This is a genomic window from Megamonas funiformis, from assembly GCF_010669225.1.
Lineage (GTDB): Bacteria > Bacillota > Negativicutes > Selenomonadales > Selenomonadaceae > Megamonas > Megamonas funiformis.
Genome location: NZ_CP048627.1, coordinates 1 through 20,010, shown reverse-complemented (window position 1 = coordinate 20,010; position 20,010 = coordinate 1). Strand labels below are relative to the sequence as shown.

General features: G+C 31.2%; 16 protein-coding genes and 1 other annotated feature. Of the genes, 3 read left to right on the top strand and 13 right to left on the bottom strand.

Going from position 1 to position 20,010, the window contains the following annotated elements; genetic code table 11:
* Nucleotides 1–8: 8 nt before the first annotated feature.
* The 4 genes from rpsF to GXM21_RS00065 form a co-directional block, all read right to left on the bottom strand.
* Nucleotides 9–296 (bottom strand): 30S ribosomal protein S6, encoded by a 288-nt coding sequence (gene rpsF / locus GXM21_RS00080; protein ID WP_008539208.1) that lies wholly within the window; start codon nt 294–296, stop codon nt 9–11.
* A 128-nt stretch (nt 297–424) separates the two neighbouring features.
* On the bottom strand, nt 425–1,789 hold the full coding sequence (locus GXM21_RS00075) for an MFS transporter (protein ID WP_008539209.1): 1,365 nt from the start codon (nt 1,787–1,789) through the stop codon (nt 425–427).
* Between the two features lie 100 nt (nt 1,790–1,889).
* Nucleotides 1,890–2,123: a hypothetical protein gene (locus GXM21_RS00070; RefSeq protein ID WP_008539210.1), complete on the bottom strand. Its 234-nt coding sequence runs from the start codon at nt 2,121–2,123 to the stop codon at nt 1,890–1,892.
* A gap of 202 nt (nt 2,124–2,325) precedes the next feature.
* The gene (locus GXM21_RS00065; RefSeq protein ID WP_008539212.1) at nt 2,326–3,438 is read right to left on the bottom strand and encodes an aminopeptidase; all 1,113 of its coding nucleotides are present in this window, start codon (nt 3,436–3,438) and stop codon (nt 2,326–2,328) included.
* Nucleotides 3,439–3,578: 140 nt separating this feature from the next.
* Nucleotides 3,579–3,822, top strand: a binding site (T-box leader).
* Between the two features lie 66 nt (nt 3,823–3,888).
* Between GXM21_RS00065 and GXM21_RS00060 the strand changes: the two genes are divergently transcribed.
* Entirely contained in the window at nt 3,889–5,220 is a 1,332-nt protein-coding gene (locus GXM21_RS00060) for an MFS transporter (RefSeq protein WP_008539213.1), read from the top strand.
* A gap of 59 nt (nt 5,221–5,279) precedes the next feature.
* Here the strand turns inward: GXM21_RS00060 and rpe are convergent, their stop codons facing one another.
* Entirely contained in the window at nt 5,280–5,945 is a 666-nt protein-coding gene (rpe, locus tag GXM21_RS00055) for a ribulose-phosphate 3-epimerase (RefSeq protein WP_008539214.1), read from the bottom strand.
* 173 nt (nt 5,946–6,118) lie between these two features.
* Here rpe and GXM21_RS00050 point away from each other — a divergent pair, with 173 nt between their 5' ends.
* The gene (locus GXM21_RS00050; protein WP_008539215.1) at nt 6,119–7,330 is read left to right on the top strand and encodes an MFS transporter; all 1,212 of its coding nucleotides are present in this window, start codon (nt 6,119–6,121) and stop codon (nt 7,328–7,330) included.
* 63 nt (nt 7,331–7,393) lie between these two features.
* Here GXM21_RS00050 and GXM21_RS00045 read toward each other — a convergent pair whose 3' ends face one another.
* From GXM21_RS00045 to GXM21_RS00030, 4 genes are all read right to left on the bottom strand, one after another.
* A complete protein-coding gene (locus GXM21_RS00045) occupies nt 7,394–10,462 on the bottom strand; it encodes an efflux RND transporter permease subunit (RefSeq protein WP_008539216.1) in 3,069 nt (1,022 codons plus the stop codon).
* Complete coding sequence (locus GXM21_RS00040; protein ID WP_008539217.1) at nt 10,459–11,541, bottom strand: efflux RND transporter periplasmic adaptor subunit; 1,083 nt, start codon at nt 11,539–11,541, stop codon at nt 10,459–10,461. The genes GXM21_RS00045 and GXM21_RS00040 overlap by 4 nt, the downstream gene beginning before the upstream one ends.
* 202 nt (nt 11,542–11,743) lie before the next feature.
* Complete coding sequence (locus GXM21_RS00035) at nt 11,744–12,376, bottom strand: TetR/AcrR family transcriptional regulator (protein WP_008539218.1); 633 nt, start codon at nt 12,374–12,376, stop codon at nt 11,744–11,746.
* A 141-nt stretch (nt 12,377–12,517) separates the two neighbouring features.
* Nucleotides 12,518–13,942: an acetyl-CoA carboxylase biotin carboxylase subunit gene (locus GXM21_RS00030; protein ID WP_008539219.1), complete on the bottom strand. Its 1,425-nt coding sequence runs from the start codon at nt 13,940–13,942 to the stop codon at nt 12,518–12,520.
* 320 nt (nt 13,943–14,262) lie between these two features.
* Between GXM21_RS00030 and GXM21_RS00025 the strand changes: the two genes are divergently transcribed.
* Complete coding sequence (locus GXM21_RS00025) at nt 14,263–14,970, top strand: phosphatase (protein ID WP_008539221.1); 708 nt, start codon at nt 14,263–14,265, stop codon at nt 14,968–14,970.
* Nucleotides 14,971–15,085: 115 nt separating this feature from the next.
* Here the strand turns inward: GXM21_RS00025 and GXM21_RS00020 are convergent, their stop codons facing one another.
* From GXM21_RS00020 to dnaA, 4 genes are all read right to left on the bottom strand, one after another.
* Nucleotides 15,086–15,985: a DciA family protein gene (locus GXM21_RS00020; protein WP_008539223.1), complete on the bottom strand. Its 900-nt coding sequence runs from the start codon at nt 15,983–15,985 to the stop codon at nt 15,086–15,088.
* Between the two features lie 43 nt (nt 15,986–16,028).
* Nucleotides 16,029–17,138 carry a DNA replication/repair protein RecF gene (recF, locus tag GXM21_RS00015; protein ID WP_008539225.1) on the bottom strand — a complete coding sequence of 370 codons (1,110 nt, stop codon included), beginning with the start codon at nt 17,136–17,138 and terminating at the stop codon, nt 16,029–16,031.
* A 5-nt stretch (nt 17,139–17,143) separates the two neighbouring features.
* Complete coding sequence (gene dnaN, locus GXM21_RS00010; protein WP_008539227.1) at nt 17,144–18,262, bottom strand: DNA polymerase III subunit beta; 1,119 nt, start codon at nt 18,260–18,262, stop codon at nt 17,144–17,146.
* Nucleotides 18,263–18,519: 257 nt separating this feature from the next.
* The gene (dnaA, locus tag GXM21_RS00005; RefSeq protein WP_008539228.1) at nt 18,520–20,010 is read right to left on the bottom strand and encodes a chromosomal replication initiator protein DnaA; all 1,491 of its coding nucleotides are present in this window, start codon (nt 20,008–20,010) and stop codon (nt 18,520–18,522) included.

The window sequence follows — 20,010 nt, the reverse complement described above, 5'->3', positions numbered from 1 at the left end:
CTTTATAATTATTTTTCGTCTTCTCTAACGATCATATGTTTTAATACTTCATCAGTAATTTTCATTACACGATCAAGTTCTGCAGAGCAAGCTGGTTCTGCTGTGTATTCAAATAAGCAATAGAAACCATCAGTGCAGTCTTTAATTTCATAAGCCAAACGTTTTTTGCCCCAACGATCTTCTTTGTCAATAGTACCGCCATTGGCAACGATTAAGTTAGAGAACTTTTCGATAACAGCATTAGTTGCTTCTTCTTCCATTGGTCTAATAATAAATACGACTTCGTACTTTCTCACGAAATCACCTCCTCTTTGGACTATCGGCCCACAAATGGGCAGGGATTAATTCCGCTAAGCGGAACTCGTTATTAACATAACTTCTTAATTATATCATTGTCTAAATGCTAACGCAAGCTATTATTTAACTATTCTTTAACATTTTCTTTACCTCTCATCAAAGAAGCAAATAGGGCTATAATACATAAAAAGCCAAATAAAATAAATATATATTTAAAACTGTGTAAAAGTATATCTACATAATTACTTTCTATCGCTTCAGCAGTAAAAATAGATAATAGCAAGGTTACTAATGACATGCTTATCGCTTGCCCTGTAAGGCGCATTACTGCCAAAATCGAAGACGCCACTCCATAAAATTTTGCCTCTACAGCTCCCATAATGGCATTATTATTCGGTGAAGCAAATAAACCAAAGCCTAAACCAATAAAGGCTAAATTTATACCAATCAGATAAAATGATGTATCTTTATCAAAAAAAGAAAAAGCAAATAATCCTATCATCATCATACCCATACCTAAAGAAGCAATAAGTCTTGATGAGAATTTATCAGACAATGCTCCTGCTTTAGGAGAAACAATCGTCATAATAAATGGTTGTATCAATAAAAATCCTCCAGCTGTAAAAGCATCCATACCTCTGACTAATTGCAAATATAAAGATAATACAAAACCTAAAGCAAAAGTCGCACTATAATGAATTAAAGCGGCTATATTTGACATGGTAAACACTGTATTTCTAAAAATAGATAAATCTACAAGTGGCGAAGCAACTTTTTTCTGCTCATATATAAATAATAAAAATAAAATAAAGGCTATAAATGGCATATAATGAACAAATTCATGTATTGTCCAATCTGATAATCCATATAAAAATAAAACTATCATCACTAGATAAATAATACTACCAATATAGTCAAATTTTTTATCTTTTGCTCCATACCAATCAGTTTTCACCTTAAAAATCAAAAAGAAATTTATCAATAAAGCTATACCAGTAAGCCAAAAAATCATTCTCCAGCCCAAATAATCTGTGATAAAACCACCAATAAAAGGCCCTAATGAAACACCTGAATATACACATGCTGCTGATAAACCTATCGTCTTACCACGATTTTCAGCACCACAACAAGAGACCAGTAATGCCATACTTGTACCAAAAATCATTGACATGGACAATCCCTGTAAAAATCGCACAAAGATAAAAGCTAAAAAGTTTTGCACTACTGCACAGACTAAAGTAGTAGCACAAATACAAGCCAATCCTTGTAGATATATTCTTCTGCGTCCTTTTATATCAGCTAAACGACCAAAGGGTAATAAAGTGGCTGCTGAACCAATTAAAAAAGCTGTAACAGCCCAAGTCAACTCATCTGGCATCATGTTAAAATTTTCAGCCATGGCTGGAACAGCGATATTTACTGAACTTCCCATAAATGGACCTATGAATGATGTTATCATCACTGCAATCAATATTCTTTTCTGTTCTGTCATTTTTCTCACCTACTTTTATTTCTTTTAACTTCACCTTAACATAAAAAAAGAACTGCAACCAAATGAAAAATATACAATCATTTGTTTACAGTTCTTCTCTTTATACAACAGATTCAATAAGTCTATCTTTTGTAGAAATTCGCCATATTCTTTCAAAAGGATAAGATTGGAACATGTATCTTAAATCAATATATCCTTCGCCTAAAATAAAAGATATACGTTTTAGGATTTTACCCTTATGTGTTTTCCTTATTTTATTAATATAATAAGCTATCTCTACATCGTCTAATTTACCATTCTGCATGTATACTTTTATACCATCGTAAAACAACATCGACACCTCCAGGACGCTGGACATATTTAGAGATATTACGGATTTAATTTTTCTTATTGGCAATTTTACAATATCTAATAAAAAATGTCAAAATATGTAAACAAAGAAGTACTATATATAATATTTTGATTTTTTGCAAAAAAACAAGATACTACTAAAACCCTTGTAGTACCTTGTTTTCTTACTAATTATGTTTTACTTGTTATTTTAAATTCTCAGGATTTAAACAGAGTAAATCTTCCACAACAAATCGACCATCTTTGCGAATTAATTCATCATCAAGATAAATTTCTCCTCCACCATATTCAGGAGTCTGAATTAAAACTAAATCCCAGTGAACAGCTGAACGATTTGTATTATCTGCATCTTCATAAGCACAACCTGGAGTGAAATGTAAACTACCACTTATTTTTTCGTCAAATAAGATGTCTTTCATAGGGAAAGTTACATATGGATTTAGACCAAAGGAGAATTCCCCTATATATCTTGCACCTTCATCAGTATCCAAAATTTTATTTAAAGCCTCTGTATGATTTGCTGTAGCTTTTACTATCTTACCATTTTCAAAAGTAAAAGATACATTTTCAAAAGTAGTACCTTGATAAATTGATGGTGTATTATATGTGATTGTTCCGTTTACACTGTCTTTAATTGGAGCTGTATACACTTCACCATCTGGAATATTACAATCACCTGCACATTTAACAGCTGGCATATTTTTGATAGAAAAAGTTATATCTGTTCCTTTGCCTTTAATTCTGACTTTATCAGCATTATCCATGCGTTTAACTAGGCTATCCATAGCTTTACCCATTTTAGCATAATCTAAATTGCAAACATTGTAATAAAAATCAGTAAAAGCATCTGTACTCATATTTGCAAGCTGTGCCATAGAACCATTTGGATAACGAAGAACACACCATTTTGTTTTTGGCACGCGTATATCACTATGCACTGGCTTCATCCAATATTTAGAATAAATTTCCATTTTATCTGCTGGCACATCACTCAATTGACTTACATTTTCACTGCCACGAATAGCAATATATGCGTCCATGTTTTTCATGCGAAGTGATTCATATTCTGCACAAAGCTTCATTTGCTCTGTTGTAGCATTTAATAATAATTCACGTTGCATTTTCAAATTTTTTATAGTTAAAAATGGTATACCGCCTACTTTATAAGCTTCTTGTATCAAAGCTTGTGCAAGCTCCATACCTTCATCAATCAATTCAATTAAAAGTTTTTCGCCTTTTTGTAAACGCACAGAATAATTTATGAGATTATGTGCTAATTGTAAATTTCTACTATCCATTTTTTCAGCCTACTTTCTGTAATTTTTATTATTTATTTATTTTATCATAAATTATTTTAAAAAAACTATTGACAATTTTGCAATATAAGATTATATTAATCTACAATGAGTTTTGTAAATTTGTAAATATAAAATAAAGTATAAATCTAGAGATAGGAACAAGTAATTTTTCCTTAAAGCTTACAGAGAGCCACTATTTTGCTGAAAAGTGGTAGCCAAAAGAAAAATGAAAATCATCCTTGAAGATTTTAGCTGAAATCCAGTAAGCTAAAACGTTTGTTCTACGTTATAAGAAACGCGTATTATGATGTACGTTGAGAGCTGTTGTCTATAATTAAGACAAAATCAGGGTGGTACCGCGGAAATATAACCTCCGTCCCTTTATGGGGCGGAGGTTTTTTGTATTTATACTTAGTTTTACACAAAATATTTTATTAGGAGGTTTTAACAATGGAACAAATCAATTTTGCAAGTTTAAAAAGAAAGCGTGATTTACATATTATTTTACCTATATTCTTAGTTTCAATCATCGCTTGTATCGATCGTGTAAATATAGCTTATGCAGCTTTGACTATGACTGAAGATTTACCATGGCTTACACCTGAAATCTTTGGAGCTGGTGCTGGTATTTTCTTCATGGGTTACTTACTTTTAGAAATTCCTGGTTCTCTTATCGCTGCTAAATATTCTGCTAGTAAATGGATTGCCCGTATCATGTTCACATGGGGTCTCGTTTGCGTTCTCATGGCTTTCATGTCTACTCAAACTGAATTTTATATCTATCGTTTCTTACTTGGTGCATCTGAAGCAAGTCTTTATCCTGTTATTTATTCTGTATTATTCCCTCGTTGGTTCACACCAAAAGAAAGAGCTCGTGCTACTTCCTTAATGCTTACTTCGCTATTATTATCTACTATTATCGGTGCTCCTTTAGCTGGTGTTTTATTAAATACTTCTATTTTAGGTATGCATGGTTGGCAAGAATTATTCATCTTAGAAGCTGTTCCTGCTCTCCTCTTTACTGTAGTATTCTTCTTCTGGGTTAAAGATAGACCAGATCAAGTATCTTGGCTCAATGATGCTGAGAAAAAATATTTAACAGAAGCTTTTGAAGTTGAACAAGCTCGTTTACAAAAAGTAAAAAAATATACTGTTATGCAAGCTTTTACTGATAAAAAAGTTTTAAAACTTTGCTTTATCTATTTCATGTGGGTAATTGGTTTCTGGGGCTTCAACTTCTGGATGCCAACTGTATTAAAAAGCCTTTCCGGTTGGTCAACTTCTCTATTAGGTGGCGCTATCGCTATCCCTATGACTGTAGCTTTAATCGTACAAATAATCGCAGGTTATACATCTACTAAAACAGGTGATAAAGTTTGGCATGTAGCTATTGCCATGTTCATCGGCGCTATTGGTCTTGGACTTAGCCCATTTGCTAGTAATCCTTCTGTAGCATTATTTTTAATCTGCTTATCCGCTATCGGTATCTATGCTTCTATGGGCGTATGGTGGACAGTTCCTACTACATTCTTAACAGGCCCTGCAGCTGCTGGTGCTATCGGTCTTATCAATTCCTGTGGTAATCTTGGTGGTTGGGTTGGTCCTTATATGATGGGCTTCATCAAAACAGAAACAGGTTCTTTTGACCTTGGATATTTTGCTATGGCATTATTTATGTTAATCGCAGGTATAACAACTCTCACAATCAAATATGGTTGGACAGGTCAAAAAAATCGCCAACCAGTAACTGAAAACACAATTACAGATACTGTTGCAAATTAAATAATTCAAATAAAAAACGTATTATCTTTTATGGATAATACGTTTTTTTATGATAAAAATTAAATATTATATTCTTTGGCAATTTGAGCAAATTCTTCTACTCTTGCAGAAATATCCTTTGCTCCTAAAACGGCAGAACCTGCTACAATTACATTTGCACCAGAAGCAAAACATGTTTTTATTGTTTCAGGATTTACACCACCATCAACTTCAATATCATATTTATAATTATTCTCTTCACGAAGTTTTACTAATTCTTTTACTTTTTCCATCTGGTCTTCCATGAATTTTTGACCACCAAAACCTGGTTCTACAGTCATTACTAAGACCATATCTAATTCACCTAATAAATCTTTTATTTCACTTATTGGTGTTGCTGGTTTTACAGCGATAGCTGCTTTCATACCATATTTTTTTATTTTATCTACTGTAGCTTTTGCATCTTTAGTCGCTTCAATATGGAAACAGAAAATATCTGTACCAGCTTTAGCGAACTGTTCTACATAACGTTCTGGTTCTATAATCATCAAATGCACATCAAAAACCATTTTTGTATATTTGCGAATAGACTCAACAACAGCAAGACCGAAAGATAAATTAGGTACAAAAACCCCATCCATAATATCTAAATGAAGATAAGGGACTTTTGCTTCATCTAATTTGGCTAATTGTTCTTTTATAATACCAAAGTCAGCTGCTAATAATGATGGTGCTAATTTATACACAATATCACGTCCTTATTTATTAATCTATAATTAATTGTAGCCCAAAGAATATTTTTCGTCTATAGTAGCTTTTTAATTTATACCTTTTGATGTATAATCATCTTAGATATTTAATTATTTTTTTATAAAAATAATTAATAAACTATGAAATTATTACGAAAGGATTGATTTAATTGAATTGGAAAGCTGTTTTAGCCATTTTGACTTGCAATGTTGTACTGATGTCAGCTAGTTATACTATGCTCATTCCATTTTTACCTATGTATTTAATTAATGAATTAGGTGTAACATCTGACAATGTAAATATGTGGTCAGGCATTATATTTTCCGTAACATTCATCGTTAGTGCTGTTATGGCTCCTATCTGGGGCAAATTATCTGACAAAAAAGGGCGAAAACCAATGGCAGTACGTGCTGGAGTAGGTCTTGCTATTACTTATTTCATCTGTGGTATCGTTAGCTCTCCTATTCAATTAATGTTTGCTCGTATTCTCCAAGGTTTTGCCGCTGGACTTTGGCCTGCTGAACTTGCTATTATGTCCTCTTATGCTCCCAAAGAAAAGCTCGGTTTTTGTATGGGCGTAATGCAAGGTGCTTTAACTGCTGGCGGAGTTATTGGCCCATTACTCGGTGGCGTATTAGCCAGTGTATTTGGTATGCGAGTTTCCTTCTTTATCTCCGCAGGTGCTCTCGCTTTGATTACTTTAATTACCTTAATTTTCATTAAAGAACCACCTCGTGAAGCTAAAACACCTGAACAATTAGCATTAGCTAAAGAAGCAGAAAAAGTAAATTTATTAAAAGTGCCTATGATTAGACGTATGCTTGAATGTGCTGTTGTTATCCAAATGGCAATTTTAATTCTTCAGCCTATATTAACATTATATGTAGCTGAACTACATCATAGCATGGATAATGTTATCATGTTATCTGGTATGGTCTTTTCTTTAGGTGGTTTTGCTGGAGCTATTTCCGCACCGCTTTGGGGTAGATATGGTCAATCGCATGGATTTTTCCGTACTATGTGTATAACCCTTGCTGGTACAGGTTTTATTTTAATCATTCAATCCATACCTAGCACGCTTACTCCATTTGCTATTTTGCAGTTTGTTTGTGGTCTATTTTATGCTGGTGTATATCCATCAATCAATTCTATTTTAGTTAAAAAAAGTCCAGCCGAACAACGTGGGCGTATTTTTGGTTTGATGTTTGCAGCCCAACAAATTGGTTCAACTATTGGCCCATTAGTTGGTGGCTTTATCGGCACTTTCTTTGGTTTAAAATTCGTCTTTATTTTCGCTGGAATTTTGATGTTCATAACAAGTGCCTTAATGTATCTCAAACCACCAATTAGTAGAAAACCTCGTAAAAGATTTGCTAATTAAATAAATGAAAAAGTGCAAGTAAGAAATTTCCTACTTGCACTTTTTTGTTTCACGTGAAACATTTTATTTCTGTTTCAATTTATTTTCACTATCTGGTGTGATTTTAAACCATGCTGCATACATTGTTGGCAAAATGAGCAAAGTTAAAATCGTAGCGACTACTAAACCACAAGAAATAGCAATTGCCATAGAGCCCCAAAGCGTACTTGGTACAAGTGGCATCATTCCTAGTATTGCCGCTGCTGCTGTAAGCATTATTGGACGGAAGCGCAATACAGCAGAATCAATAATAGCATTCCATGGTTTTTCACCATCAAGCATATGTTTCTTTATCTGGTCAATCAAGATAATTGAGTTACGAATAATCATACCAAATAAAGCCAAGATACCTAATACTGCAACAAACCCAATTGGTTTATCAAACAATAACATACCAAAGCTAACACCAATTAAGCCAAGCGGAGCTGTAAGTACAGTCATTATCATTAACTGTACACTTCTCAACTGGAACATCAATATAGTAATAACCGCTATGACCATCACAGGTATAGGTTTTAACAAATGTTCCATGGCTGTTTGACTATCCGACATAGCTCCATCTGGTTCAATGCTATAACCAAATGGTAAATCTTTTTGTAAATCAGCTAATTGATTATATATTTTTTCAGTTGCATCATTGGCTGTTCCTTGATAAATACTACCACGAACAGTGATTGTAGGTTTTAAATCACGACGCCAAATAACACCATCTTCTGCACGATAACTAATTTTAGCAATCTGTTCAAGTGGTACATATCCATATTGCCCTAAATAAATCGGTAAATTGCGCACTTTTTCCAGATTATCTCTATCGTCATCAGATAATCGCATAACTATATCAATGGTTCTATCACCTTGATAAAATTGAGCAGCTGTTGCTCCTGTAAGCTCTGTATATAAAGTCTGGGCAACCATTTGACTAGATATACCCATTGCTCTCAATTTATCTTGGTCTAATTCTAAATGAAGTGTTTTTGCTTTTTCTTGCCAATCAAAATTTACATTGTAAATATTACTATCTTGGCGCATCTTCATAGCCACTTCATCAGCTATATTTTTTACCTTATCCACATCATATCCTGAAACTCTAATCATTACAGGATAATCAGCAGGTGGCCCCATTTGTAAAAATTTAATATTTGATTGTACTGCTGGAAAATCTTCATTTAAGATTTTAAATAATTTTTGATTTAAATATTCTCTAGCTTCTACATCTTTTGCTGTAATTACAAATTGAGCATAATTATCTTTTGGTAATACAGGGTCAAAAGTCAATACAAAACGTGGAGAGCCTTGACCTGTATAATAAGCAAAATTATCTATTACATCTTGTTCTTCACTTAAAATAGCTGCTAATTTTTCAGCTTGTTCTTCCGTTGCCTTTATAGATGAACCTTCTGGCAAAGTAAGTTCTACTACAAGCTCTGGTCTTTGAGATGGTGGGAAAAATTCTTGACTTATAAATTTCATACAATAAATAGAAATAGCGAATATAACCACTGTGCTAGATAATATTATTTTTTTATGTGTTAAGCAATAACATAATATCTTTCTAAAAAATGTATAAAATTTACTTTGATATGGGTCTACATTTCCCTTTTCATCTTTTTTTACTTTAACTTTAATTATTTTATAACCATATAATGGAGCTACCATTACAGATACAATCCACGATAAAATCAAAGCTATGGCAATTACAGGGAATAACGCACTACAAAATTCAGATGCTAATCCATCGGCAAAAGCTACAGGTATAAAGCCTGCACAAGTAATTAGTGTACCGCTAAGCATTGGCATAGCTGTCGCTTTATACGCATAACAAGCAGCACTAAATCTATCTAAACCTTCTTCAAGTTTTACACTCATCATTTCTACAGCAATAATAGCATCATCCACTAATAAACCTAAGGAAATAATCAACGCTCCCAAAGAAACCTTATGCAAATCTATACCCAAAGCTTCCATAGCAACAAATACGCCTAAAATAACAAGAGGTATACAACCTGCAACTACCATACCTGTTCTGAGTCCTAAACTCAAAAAACTGACTGCCAATACGATGATAATTGCTTCTCGCAGGGAACCTACGAATTCATCTATTGAGTCTTTTACCACTTGAGGCTGATTAGATACTTGATTTATCTCTAAACCTGTAGGTATATATTTTTGCACTTCTTCAATAGTATTTTGTAGATTATCACCTAGAGTTAAAATATTACCTCCAGCTTCCATGGAAACAGCAAGACCTATAGCTGGTTTTCCATTGTAAAACATCTTTGGTTCTGCTGGTTCTACATATCTGCGTTCTACTTTGGCTATATCTGCCAAACGCAAAATTTTGCCCCCAGCATTGATAGGCATTTCTTTGAGCATATCCACATCAGCGAATTGACCACTTAAACGTAAATATACATTATCTGTTTGAGTTTCAATCATGCCCGCAGGTGTCATTTGTTGTTGAGTCTGCACTGCTTGCATGATATCTTGAGGACTAATACCCAATTCAGAAAGCTTATCTAATGAAGCTTCTATATATATTTTTTCAGGCTGTTCACCTACAAGTTCTACTTTGCTGACATTATCCACAGTCAATAAGATACGTCTTATTTTTTCTGCCTTTTCACGCATTTCTTCATAAGAATAACCATCACCTGTGATAGCATATATAGAACCATATACATCATCAAATCGGTCATTATAATATGGCCCATAAACGCCTTCTGGTAAATCCTTTTTTATGTCATCAACCATATTGCGAACTTCAAGCCATGTAGGTCGTATCTTGTCATTATCTATATCATCACGTAAATTTACATAGATAACAGCTTCGCCTGAACGCGAAAAACTTTTTACATAATCAAGACCTGGTGTATCTTGCAATTTTTTCTCAATCTTATCTGTAACTTGTTCTTCCATCTGTGAAGCTGTCGCTCCTGGCCAAGCTACAGATACTACCATTTGTCTAATCGTAAATGAAGGATCTTCCATTCGTCCCAATTTCGTATAGGAAAAAATTCCTGCAAAAAAAATCACAACGATAAAGTACCAGACTAGATTTTTATTTTTTAATGATACTTCTGTTAAATTTCTCATAAAGTATCACCATCCGCTAATTTTACTGATTGCCCTTCATAAAGTTTATGCACACCTGCTGTTACTACTACATCACCTTTATTTAATCCACTGACAATCACATCATTTTTTCCCAAAGATATTACATTTATATCTTTTAATTCCACACAAGAAGCATCATTGACGATCCAAACTTGAGTTTTATTTTCCACTTGATACAATGCACTCAATGGCAAACTAATATTTGTATCACCATTATTTGCTCCTGTAAATATAACATTTGCAGTCATACCTAATTGAATATCAGATGGAGGATTTACAAGGCTAATTCTAACTTTATAAGTCTTTGCTACGGCATCAGCTATCGGTGATAGTTCTCTGACTACACCTTGAACAGTAGTGCCTTTTAAAGCCCAAAAATCAACTGTCGCATTTTGGCCTATGCTTATATCTTGAATTTTATTTTCAGGAATGGATATTTCAATTTCTCTTTCTCCATCTTGAATAAGTACAGCTACAGTCTGACCTGCACTTACGACTTGACCAGTTTCACCACTTACACTAGAAATAACACCATTTGCATTTGCGACTAATTGTGTATAACCCAAAGAATTATATCCTTGTGTCGCTTGAGCTACAGCTTGATTATATGCTGATAAAGCACTATCATAAGCATTTTGATATTGATCTAAAGATTGAGCACTAACTGCATTAGCTGCATATAACTGTTCATATCTAGCAAGATTAGATTGTGCTAAATTCAATTGCGATTTAGCAGCTTCCACTTGAGCATCATAGGCATTTACACTCTGTCTAATATCTTTATCATCAATGACCATCAAGACATCTCCTGCTGATACTCTATCTCCTAAATTTATATTTCTAGATAATATTTTTCCACTAACTTGAAAAGCCAAATTAGTTTCATAGCGACCTTTAACTACACCTGCATAATTATCTTCATTACTACTTGCACCATAATCAATTGTCTGTGTTTTTACATAAACAGTGTTATCCACAACTTGTTCATTTTTTCCACAACCTGTGCATAAATATAAAGATAATAACAAACATAGCACAAAAAATATTTTCTTCATCATAAATCCCTCCTTCTATATTCATTTCTATTTTATTCATCACTTATATAATATCAGAAAAATCCTAATATAATAACAAATTTTATCATCTCATCTCATAAATGAATAAATTCATTCATTTAAATATTACTACAAATAAACTATACCGTCAAATAAAAAAACTAAGTGTTGATATAATATAACACCTAGTTTTTTACATCTATATCTATAAAATGTTTTCCCAACCTTCACCTAGTAATTCAGGTTCTTTTATATTTAAAATCAATACTAAATTTGTCTTTAAATACTCTAAAAAAGACTTAATATAATTTTTTATATTTCGCTTAGGCATTTCTTCATGAAAAGTATGCACCAAACCAAAAATAAAAATCTTAGTCGTTCTTTCTATATCATGACAATTAAATATCTTTTCTTCATTACCTTGCTTAATTATCGGTATGATTACTTCTATAATCTGTCTGGAAATACTATCTAATCTATCTGCACGTAAGGCACTTACTTCACTATTAGCTTCAAACTCACCATGTTTGATAATATATTGAAAAAGTCTTTTTATCGTAACATTAAATTTATCAATTGCTTTCATATTTTCAGGAAAAGGTTGTCTTATTTGAATTAAAATCTGCTGTGCATAAAATTCAGCAGTTGCTGTGAATATCTCCGCTTTAGATTTAAAATAACGATAACATAATCCTTGAGATATATTTAAATATTTAGCAATATCTTGTATAGTTGTATGCTCATATCCCTTTTGGGAAAATAAATGTAAGGCTGCTTCTATGATTTCTTGTTTTCTCTCTTCTGGGTCTTTAATAATTCTTACACGAGAATTACTCATTATCTCCACCTTTACCTTTCCTAAATATAAATTGAATTAATTCATTATTTATCATTTTTATTTATTTTGTCAATAAAAAAACCCTGATAACAATTTATCTCTGTTATCAGGGCTAGGTATATTACTATATATTTTTATAAATTAAGCATAATACATACTTGCATTTATAGCATTAATAATTTCTTTTTCAGTTTTAGCTGTCTTAGAAGCTTTCAACTGTGCAGGTGTCATTGGTTGTACATATTTAGAGAAATGATTTCTAATAAATCTTGTATCAATATCACCTGTGCAGAAGTATTCATTTTTCAAAATACGTTGATGAAGTGGTATTGTTGTTTTGATGCCACCAACTTTAAATTCATTTAAAGCACGACGCATAATTTTAATAGCATCACCACGAGTACGTCCGCGTACTACGATTTTTGCAATCAAAGAATCATAATATGGAGATATGGAAAGGCCTGCACAAACACCACTATCTACACGAACACGAGGTCCACCAGGTTCTAAGAAGAAATCAATTTTTCCTGGAGATGGCATGAAGTTATTATCTGGGTCTTCAGCATTGATACGACATTCAATAGCATGACCTGTGAATTTTACATCTTCTTGTTGTAAATCTAAAGATTCACCAGCTGCTATACGAATTTGTGTACGCACAAGGTCAATACCTGTAACAGCTTCTGTTACACCATGTTCTACTTGAATACGTGGATTGATTTCCATGAAATTAAACTGATTTGTTTTCAAATCAAGTAAAAATTCTACAGTACCAATATTATTGTAATGAACACTTTTTGCTGCTTTAATAGCTAAAGCACCAACTTCGGCACGACGGTCTGGAGTTAAAGCAATAGAAGGAGATTCTTCTAATAATTTCTGATTACGACGTTGTAAAGAGCATTCACGTTCACCTAAGTGAATAACATGACCATAATTATCAGCTACAATCTGTACTTCAATATGACGAGAATGTTCAATATAATGTTCAAAATAATATTTTACTTTATTTATATCAATGATAGTTAAGATATTTCTTAAATCATCTTCGCTGTTAGCGATAAGCATACCCTTACCACCACCACCAGCTACTGGTTTTAAAATAATAGGATAGCCTACATCTTTTGCCTGTTCAACAGCATCTTCTACACTAGTCAATGGAGTACTACCTTTTGACATTGGAATACCTGATGGTATCATTGCAGCTCTAGCTTCATCTTTATCGCCAACTTTACGGATAGTATCTGCCCATGGACCAATCCATGTCATTCCAGCTTTAGTTACCATTTCTGCAAAATCAGCATCTTCGGATAAAAATCCATATCCTGGATGAACGGCATCTGCTTCTGTTCTTTCAGCAGCTTCCATTAAAGCATCAATATTTAAATAACTTTCACTAGCATCAGCTGGACCAATATTATAACTATAATCTGCTAATCTTACATGCATTGCATCTGCATCTTCATCAGAATAAACAGCTACAGTTTCTATACCCATTTCTTGACAAGCACGTATGATACGTACTGCTATTTCACCACGATTAGCAATTAAGACTCTTTTAAACATTTATTATGACCTCCTATAAGCCAATCTTATCATTTCATTGGTTCTCTTTATACTAAATACTATTATAAAAGAGCCTTCTTAGTAAATTTAAATATAAATGTTATGGCAATCGGCTCATCTTTAATAAAATCTATAACTTTTTGTTATAGATTTTATACATATATTACATAACTAAAATTATTATATCATAATAAAACAAAATATCAATGAAAAAATATATGTATATATGTATACAATATTTTTAGTCAAAAGTACTTATTGACAGGCTTATAAAGATATTTCAAAATAAAACTATATTATAAGGAAAGAAGGACTTACAAATGATTGATATCTTAGATGTCCACACCCACACAATCGCTAGTGGTCATGCTTATAGCACACTTCAAGAAATGATTGATAGTGCAAAAACTAAAGGTCTAAAATTATTGGGAATTACAGAACATACAAATAAAATGCCTGGAACTTGTTCTGAAATATATTTTTACAATTTTAAAGTTATCCCTAGAAAACAAGATGACCTACTAATTCGCATGGGTGCTGAAATCAATATTATAGATTATGATGGAACTATGGATTTATCCACAAAAGCATTCAGTAAAATAGACTACGGTATTGCTAGTCTTCATGATATATGTATAAAACCTGGTAGCCAAGAAGAAAATACATCTGCCATAATCAATGCTATGAAACATGATAAAATAAAGATTATAGGTCATCCTGATAATGGCTATTATCCTGTTGATTATGAAAAACTCGCTCTTGCTGCTAAAGAATATAATGTTCTTTTAGAACTCAACAATAGCTCTGTACGACCTGATGGTGAACGATTAAATTCTCGTGAAAATATGAAAATCTTACTAAAATATTGTGCACAACATCAAACTAATTTAATTATCAACAGTGATGCTCATATCGCAAATGATGTTGGAAATCATAAATATGTACATCAAATTTTAACTGAAGTGAATTTTCCATCCACATTAATTGTGAATACATCTGTGGATAAATTTAAAAAATTTATTGATTAATCACAAAAAATAGATAAAAAACATCTGTTTATCCACAAAAATATATATCATCTTGTGGATAAGTGGATAAATAGAAAAAGATGTGTATATCTTTATAGAGATATACACATCTTTTTTATTTTCTCTTCACTTTTATTTTATTATTATCCCAAAAAGCCATATCAAAACGTAATTTATTTAATGTATCTTTTATTATATATTCATTTAATTTTTCTGGAGAAATAGCTTTATATAGCATAACTAATTTTATAGCTTCCACACTAGTATAATCATCGGGGGATAATTTACTTGCTATCATTTGAATTAATTTATCACGCATTTTTTTTACCATATTCATATTACAATCTACATATTGTGATATATCTTGATAATTAGCCCATGGCATTTCTTCAAATATTTCAATTATAGTAGCTTCTTTTTCTTCTTTTATTTCTCGCAGACAATTAAAACAAATAGGTTTTTCTTTTGGCGTTAATCTGCCACATCGCTTACAAGCTATCCACCCGTAATCTTTTTTTAATCTTGTTAATTGTATACTTTTTAAATAAATCGTTTTTAATTTTTGCCTTAAATTTTCATCTTCTATTTGTTGAACTTTAGTATCTGCTAATATTAAATCCTCATCTGTTATTGGGACTCTTCGTACATATTTTCCTAAATCAATCTTTCTTTCTAAAACAGATGAATAATTATCTATTTTTTTCTTTCTCAATCTAGTAAATTGTATATCTTTAACAAATTTATACCCTAAAAAATCATTTATTTTTTCAATGATTTCTATCTTTAAATATTGAAAATTATTTGCCCATACAGACGAATTTGCATATACATATAATACACCAAAATTTATTTCTTGAGGGGATATATGTTTTTCTATTTCCTTGCCTACTATATCCCCCCATTTGTAAAAAATTTGGTTTTTCTTATACTCTTTTAAAAGACCTAGATTTTTCATTGTTTTAGGAATTATTGTATTTCCAGTCTCAAATAAATTATTTGAATATGCTCTTTTCATATTATTAATTCATATAATAAATAATATTATATGCCTTTCTCATTTATTCACTGACAATTCCTTTTTCTACTTTGAAAAATTTATTTTTAGGGTGGGCATTAAATAAATGTATATCTGTTGCTGTAATTAACGTTTGCACATTATTATCTTGCAATAAAGATAATAAATTTTCTCTTCTACGCGTATCTAATTCACTCATCACATCATCTAATAATAATATAGGATATTCTCCTGTTTCAAGCTTTAAAAATTCTAATTCAGCTAATTTTAAAGATAAAACAGAACTACGCTGTTGTCCTTGAGAGCCAAAAGATTTTAATGAAATATCATTGATGAAAAAATCAATGTCATCTCTATGTGGTCCAATACTTGTAGACCCCCTATAAATATCATTATCTCTATATTTACTTAATGCTTGTATATAAAAATTAAATAAATCATCGAAACTATTTAAAGCCTCATTTTTATAATTATGGATATTATATCTTATATTAAGTATTTCCATTTTTTGAGATATTTCATAATGTATTTTTTGAGCTAATTTTGATAATTTTTCTATACCCCTTAATCTTTTTTCCACAATAAATGCTGCTGTCTTTGCAATTTGTTCATCCCAAGTGTCTAGCATAGGTATAAGCTTTTTATTTTCACGGATTTTTTTTAATAAATTATTGCGTTGTAATAATAATCTATTATATTGCACTAATTCATTATAATAAATTCTACTAATTTGAGATAATTCTATATCAATAAACCTTCTTCTCAATAGGGGTGAACCCTTAATAAGCATTAAATCCTCTGGAGAAAATAATATCATTGTTAATAATCCTGGTAAATCTTTCTGTTTAATAATTTCTCCATTAAAATTTAATTCTTTTCGTTTATTCTTTTTTAAAATTATTTTTAATATAGAATTAATATTTCTTTTTGAAAATTTAACATTTATACTAGCTTCATCTTTACCCCATAGTATTAAATCACCCTCAGTGCGAGTTCGATGAGATATACCTAAAGAAGAAAAATATATAGCTTCAATTATATTTGTTTTTCCCTGTGCATTAAAACCAGTAAAAATATTTATATTTGAAGATAATTTTAAATTTAAATTATTATAATTACGATAATTATATAATGTTAATAAATCTATTTTCATAATGATTACATAGTCTTTGTGCGTACAGGAGTAACAACATAAACAAAGTTTTTATTATCTCTTTGCGTAATAGAAGCTGTTGTTAATGGTTGATTAAAGGAAAAAATAAAGTTTTCAGCATCAATAGCTTTTAATACATCTATAATATATTTAGCATTAAAAGAAATATTTATTCCAGGGCCTTCGATATCTACATTTATTGTTTCTTCTGCTTTACCAATATTTGGATTATCTGAGGAAATTCTTACAATGTTATCCACAAATTCAAAATGAATAATATTATAATCACCAGAACGAGATATTAAAGATACACGGTCTAAAGCAGATTGGAATTCATTTTTATTAATATTTACATGTGTTTTAAATTCTTTAGGAATAACGCGGTTATAATCTGGGAATTGACCTTCAATTAGACGTGAAATTACATATATATTTTCATAAGAAAAGCTTATTTTATTATGTGTACAGGAAATTTGAATATCTGTTGGTATTTCAGAATTAAATATATGTGTAAATTCATTTAATATTTTTGCAGGAATAATTATTTTAATATTATTATCTGATATATAATTTATATTTCCTTTTATTAATGCTAATCTGTGCATATTTGTTGCCGCCATTACGATATTTTCATCAGTAATATCCATTAAACAGCCTGTAAATACTGGTCTTGATTCATCTGTTGCACAAGCAAAAGATGTTTTTTTGATAAAATTTAAGAATATATCATTTTTTAAATTAAAATTAATTTGACCTTTTAATGGTTCAATAACAGGGAATTCATTTTCTTGCATATTTAATAAATTAAATTGTGCAGAATTAGAGCGAATGTTTACAGAGTTATCACTGTCATTATTTTTTATTTCTACATATTCACCAGGTAAAGTACGAACAACTTCGTATAAATATTTTCCTGGTAATACGATAGTACCTTCTGTTTCAATTATTGCTTTTATTTTACAGATAATGCTGATTTCATAATCTGTTCCTTGTAATTCTATATAGTTTTGATGTGCTTTGATATATATGCCAGATAATATAGGCATTTGTGGTCTACTTGGTACAGCTTTTAAAACTGTTTGTATTGCTTGTACAAGTTCTTTCTTTTCACAGGTGATTTTCATGAGTTATCCACTCCTATGTTATTATTCTATTAATATTATATATATATTATATTTTAGTAGTATTAGTAGTAGGTATCTGTGGATATGTTGATAAGTGGCTTAAAACCTTATGATATATGGCTTTATGCCTGTTGATATCTTGTGGATATTTTGTGACTAATTATCCACATATCCACATCGTTGTGTATATTATCAAGTTATACACAAGTTATGCACAGCTTATCAACAAGCTTATCCACAACCCTTGTTAATAAGTTTTAACTTGTGATTAATTTACGTATTTCATCAATGACGCTAGCTGTTTTTGGATTATCTTGATATTGTTTCTTGATTTTATCATGGGCATGCATAACAGTTGTGTGGTCTCTACCACCAAAGTTGCCACCTATTCTCGGTAAAGAAGCATCTGTCATTTCTCTAGCTAAATACATCGCTATTTGGCGAGGAAAAGCAATATTGCGATTGCGTTTTTTTCCATTTAAATCTGCTAATGTTAATTTGAAATATTTAGCAACTGTTTCTTGAATTAATGCTATGTTGATAACTTTATCCACTTGTTTAACTGTTGTTTCCTGTTTAGTGATGGTATTTTTTAAAACATCAACAGCTAATTCATTAGTCACAGGATAATGTTTAAATGACGCATAAGCTACAACTCTAGTCAATGCGCCTTCTAATTCACGAACATTATTGTCGATATGGCTAGCGATATATGTCATGACATCAAGAGGTACATCTAAATTATCCATTAAAGTTTTTTTCTTTAAAATAGCAATTCTTGTTTCTAAATCTGGTGCTTGAACATCTGCAAGTAATCCACCTTCAAATCTAGAACAAAGACGGTCTTCTAAAGGTTTTATTTCTTTAGGGGGTCTATCGCTAGATAATATAATTTGTTTATTAGCATCTTTTAGAGCATTAAAGGTGTGGAAAAATTCTTCTTGAATTCGTTCTTTATTTGCCAAAAATTGAACATCATCCACAAGTAATACATCAATGTTGCGATATTTTTGACGGAAAGCAGCAGATGTGCCATCTTTAATAGAATTAATTAATTCATTTGTGAATTTTTCGCTAGTTGTGTATAACACTCTTTTTTGTGGATGTTTTTGCAAAATTTTATGACCTATTGCATGCATTAAATGTGTTTTTCCTAATCCTACACCACCATACATAAAAAATGGATTGTAATCTTTTGCAGGATTTTCAGCAATAGCAAGTGCTGCAGCATGAGCAAAACTATTAGAATTACCAATTACAAAACTTTCAAAAGTATATTTAGGATTAAGTGAAGATTTATCTCCAGGATTTATAGGAAGAGGTGTCTCTGTCATTTCACTAGGTGGTTGCATCGCTTCTGTTAGTGTTGGCTGAAATAAATCATTAGATTGTGCCAAACTGGTAGCTTTTTTCTTCGTTCTAACTCTAGTATTGCGTTTTTTTAATTGTTGTTGTTTTAATTCATCTGGATAAATAGTTTCTGTGTCTTTTGTACTTTCAAGATTAGTGATGGAAATTTCTAAATGTGCTTTAGTGATTTCATAGCAAGAATCTGTTAAAAATGGTAAATAATATTTTTCTACCCAATTTTTTGTGAAGACATTAGGTGCACCTAGTTCTAACATTTCTGTAGTGAGTTTTATCGGTTTTAATGGCTTTAACCAATTATTACAAACTCGCGTGGATAGTGAATTTTCAAGATTTTTTAATATTTCTTCCCAAGTTGCCTGTAATTGAATATCCGTCAT

Bases quoted from the DNA above. Each gene is read 5' to 3' on its own strand.
- GXM21_RS00060 (WP_008539213.1), top strand. From the start codon at position 3,889: ATGGAACAAATCAATTTTGCAAGTTTAAAAAGAAAGCGTGATTTACAT.
- GXM21_RS00040 (WP_008539217.1), bottom strand. From the start codon at position 11,541: ATGATGAAGAAAATATTTTTTGTGCTATGTTTGTTATTATCTTTATAT.
- GXM21_RS00070 (WP_008539210.1), bottom strand. From the start codon at position 2,123: ATGTTGTTTTACGATGGTATAAAAGTATACATGCAGAATGGTAAATTA.
- recF (WP_008539225.1), bottom strand. From the start codon at position 17,138: ATGAAAATAGATTTATTAACATTATATAATTATCGTAATTATAATAAT.
- dnaN (WP_008539227.1), bottom strand. From the start codon at position 18,262: ATGAAAATCACCTGTGAAAAGAAAGAACTTGTACAAGCAATACAAACA.
- GXM21_RS00035 (WP_008539218.1), bottom strand. From the start codon at position 12,376: ATGAGTAATTCTCGTGTAAGAATTATTAAAGACCCAGAAGAGAGAAAA.
- GXM21_RS00030 (WP_008539219.1), bottom strand. From the start codon at position 13,942: ATGTTTAAAAGAGTCTTAATTGCTAATCGTGGTGAAATAGCAGTACGT.
- GXM21_RS00065 (WP_008539212.1), bottom strand. From the start codon at position 3,438: ATGGATAGTAGAAATTTACAATTAGCACATAATCTCATAAATTATTCT.
- GXM21_RS00045 (WP_008539216.1), bottom strand. From the start codon at position 10,462: ATGAGAAATTTAACAGAAGTATCATTAAAAAATAAAAATCTAGTCTGG.
- GXM21_RS00025 (WP_008539221.1), top strand. From the start codon at position 14,263: ATGATTGATATCTTAGATGTCCACACCCACACAATCGCTAGTGGTCAT.
- dnaA (WP_008539228.1), bottom strand. From the start codon at position 20,010: ATGACGGATATTCAATTACAGGCAACTTGGGAAGAAATATTAAAAAAT.
- GXM21_RS00075 (WP_008539209.1), bottom strand. From the start codon at position 1,789: ATGACAGAACAGAAAAGAATATTGATTGCAGTGATGATAACATCATTC.
- GXM21_RS00020 (WP_008539223.1), bottom strand. From the start codon at position 15,985: ATGAAAAGAGCATATTCAAATAATTTATTTGAGACTGGAAATACAATA.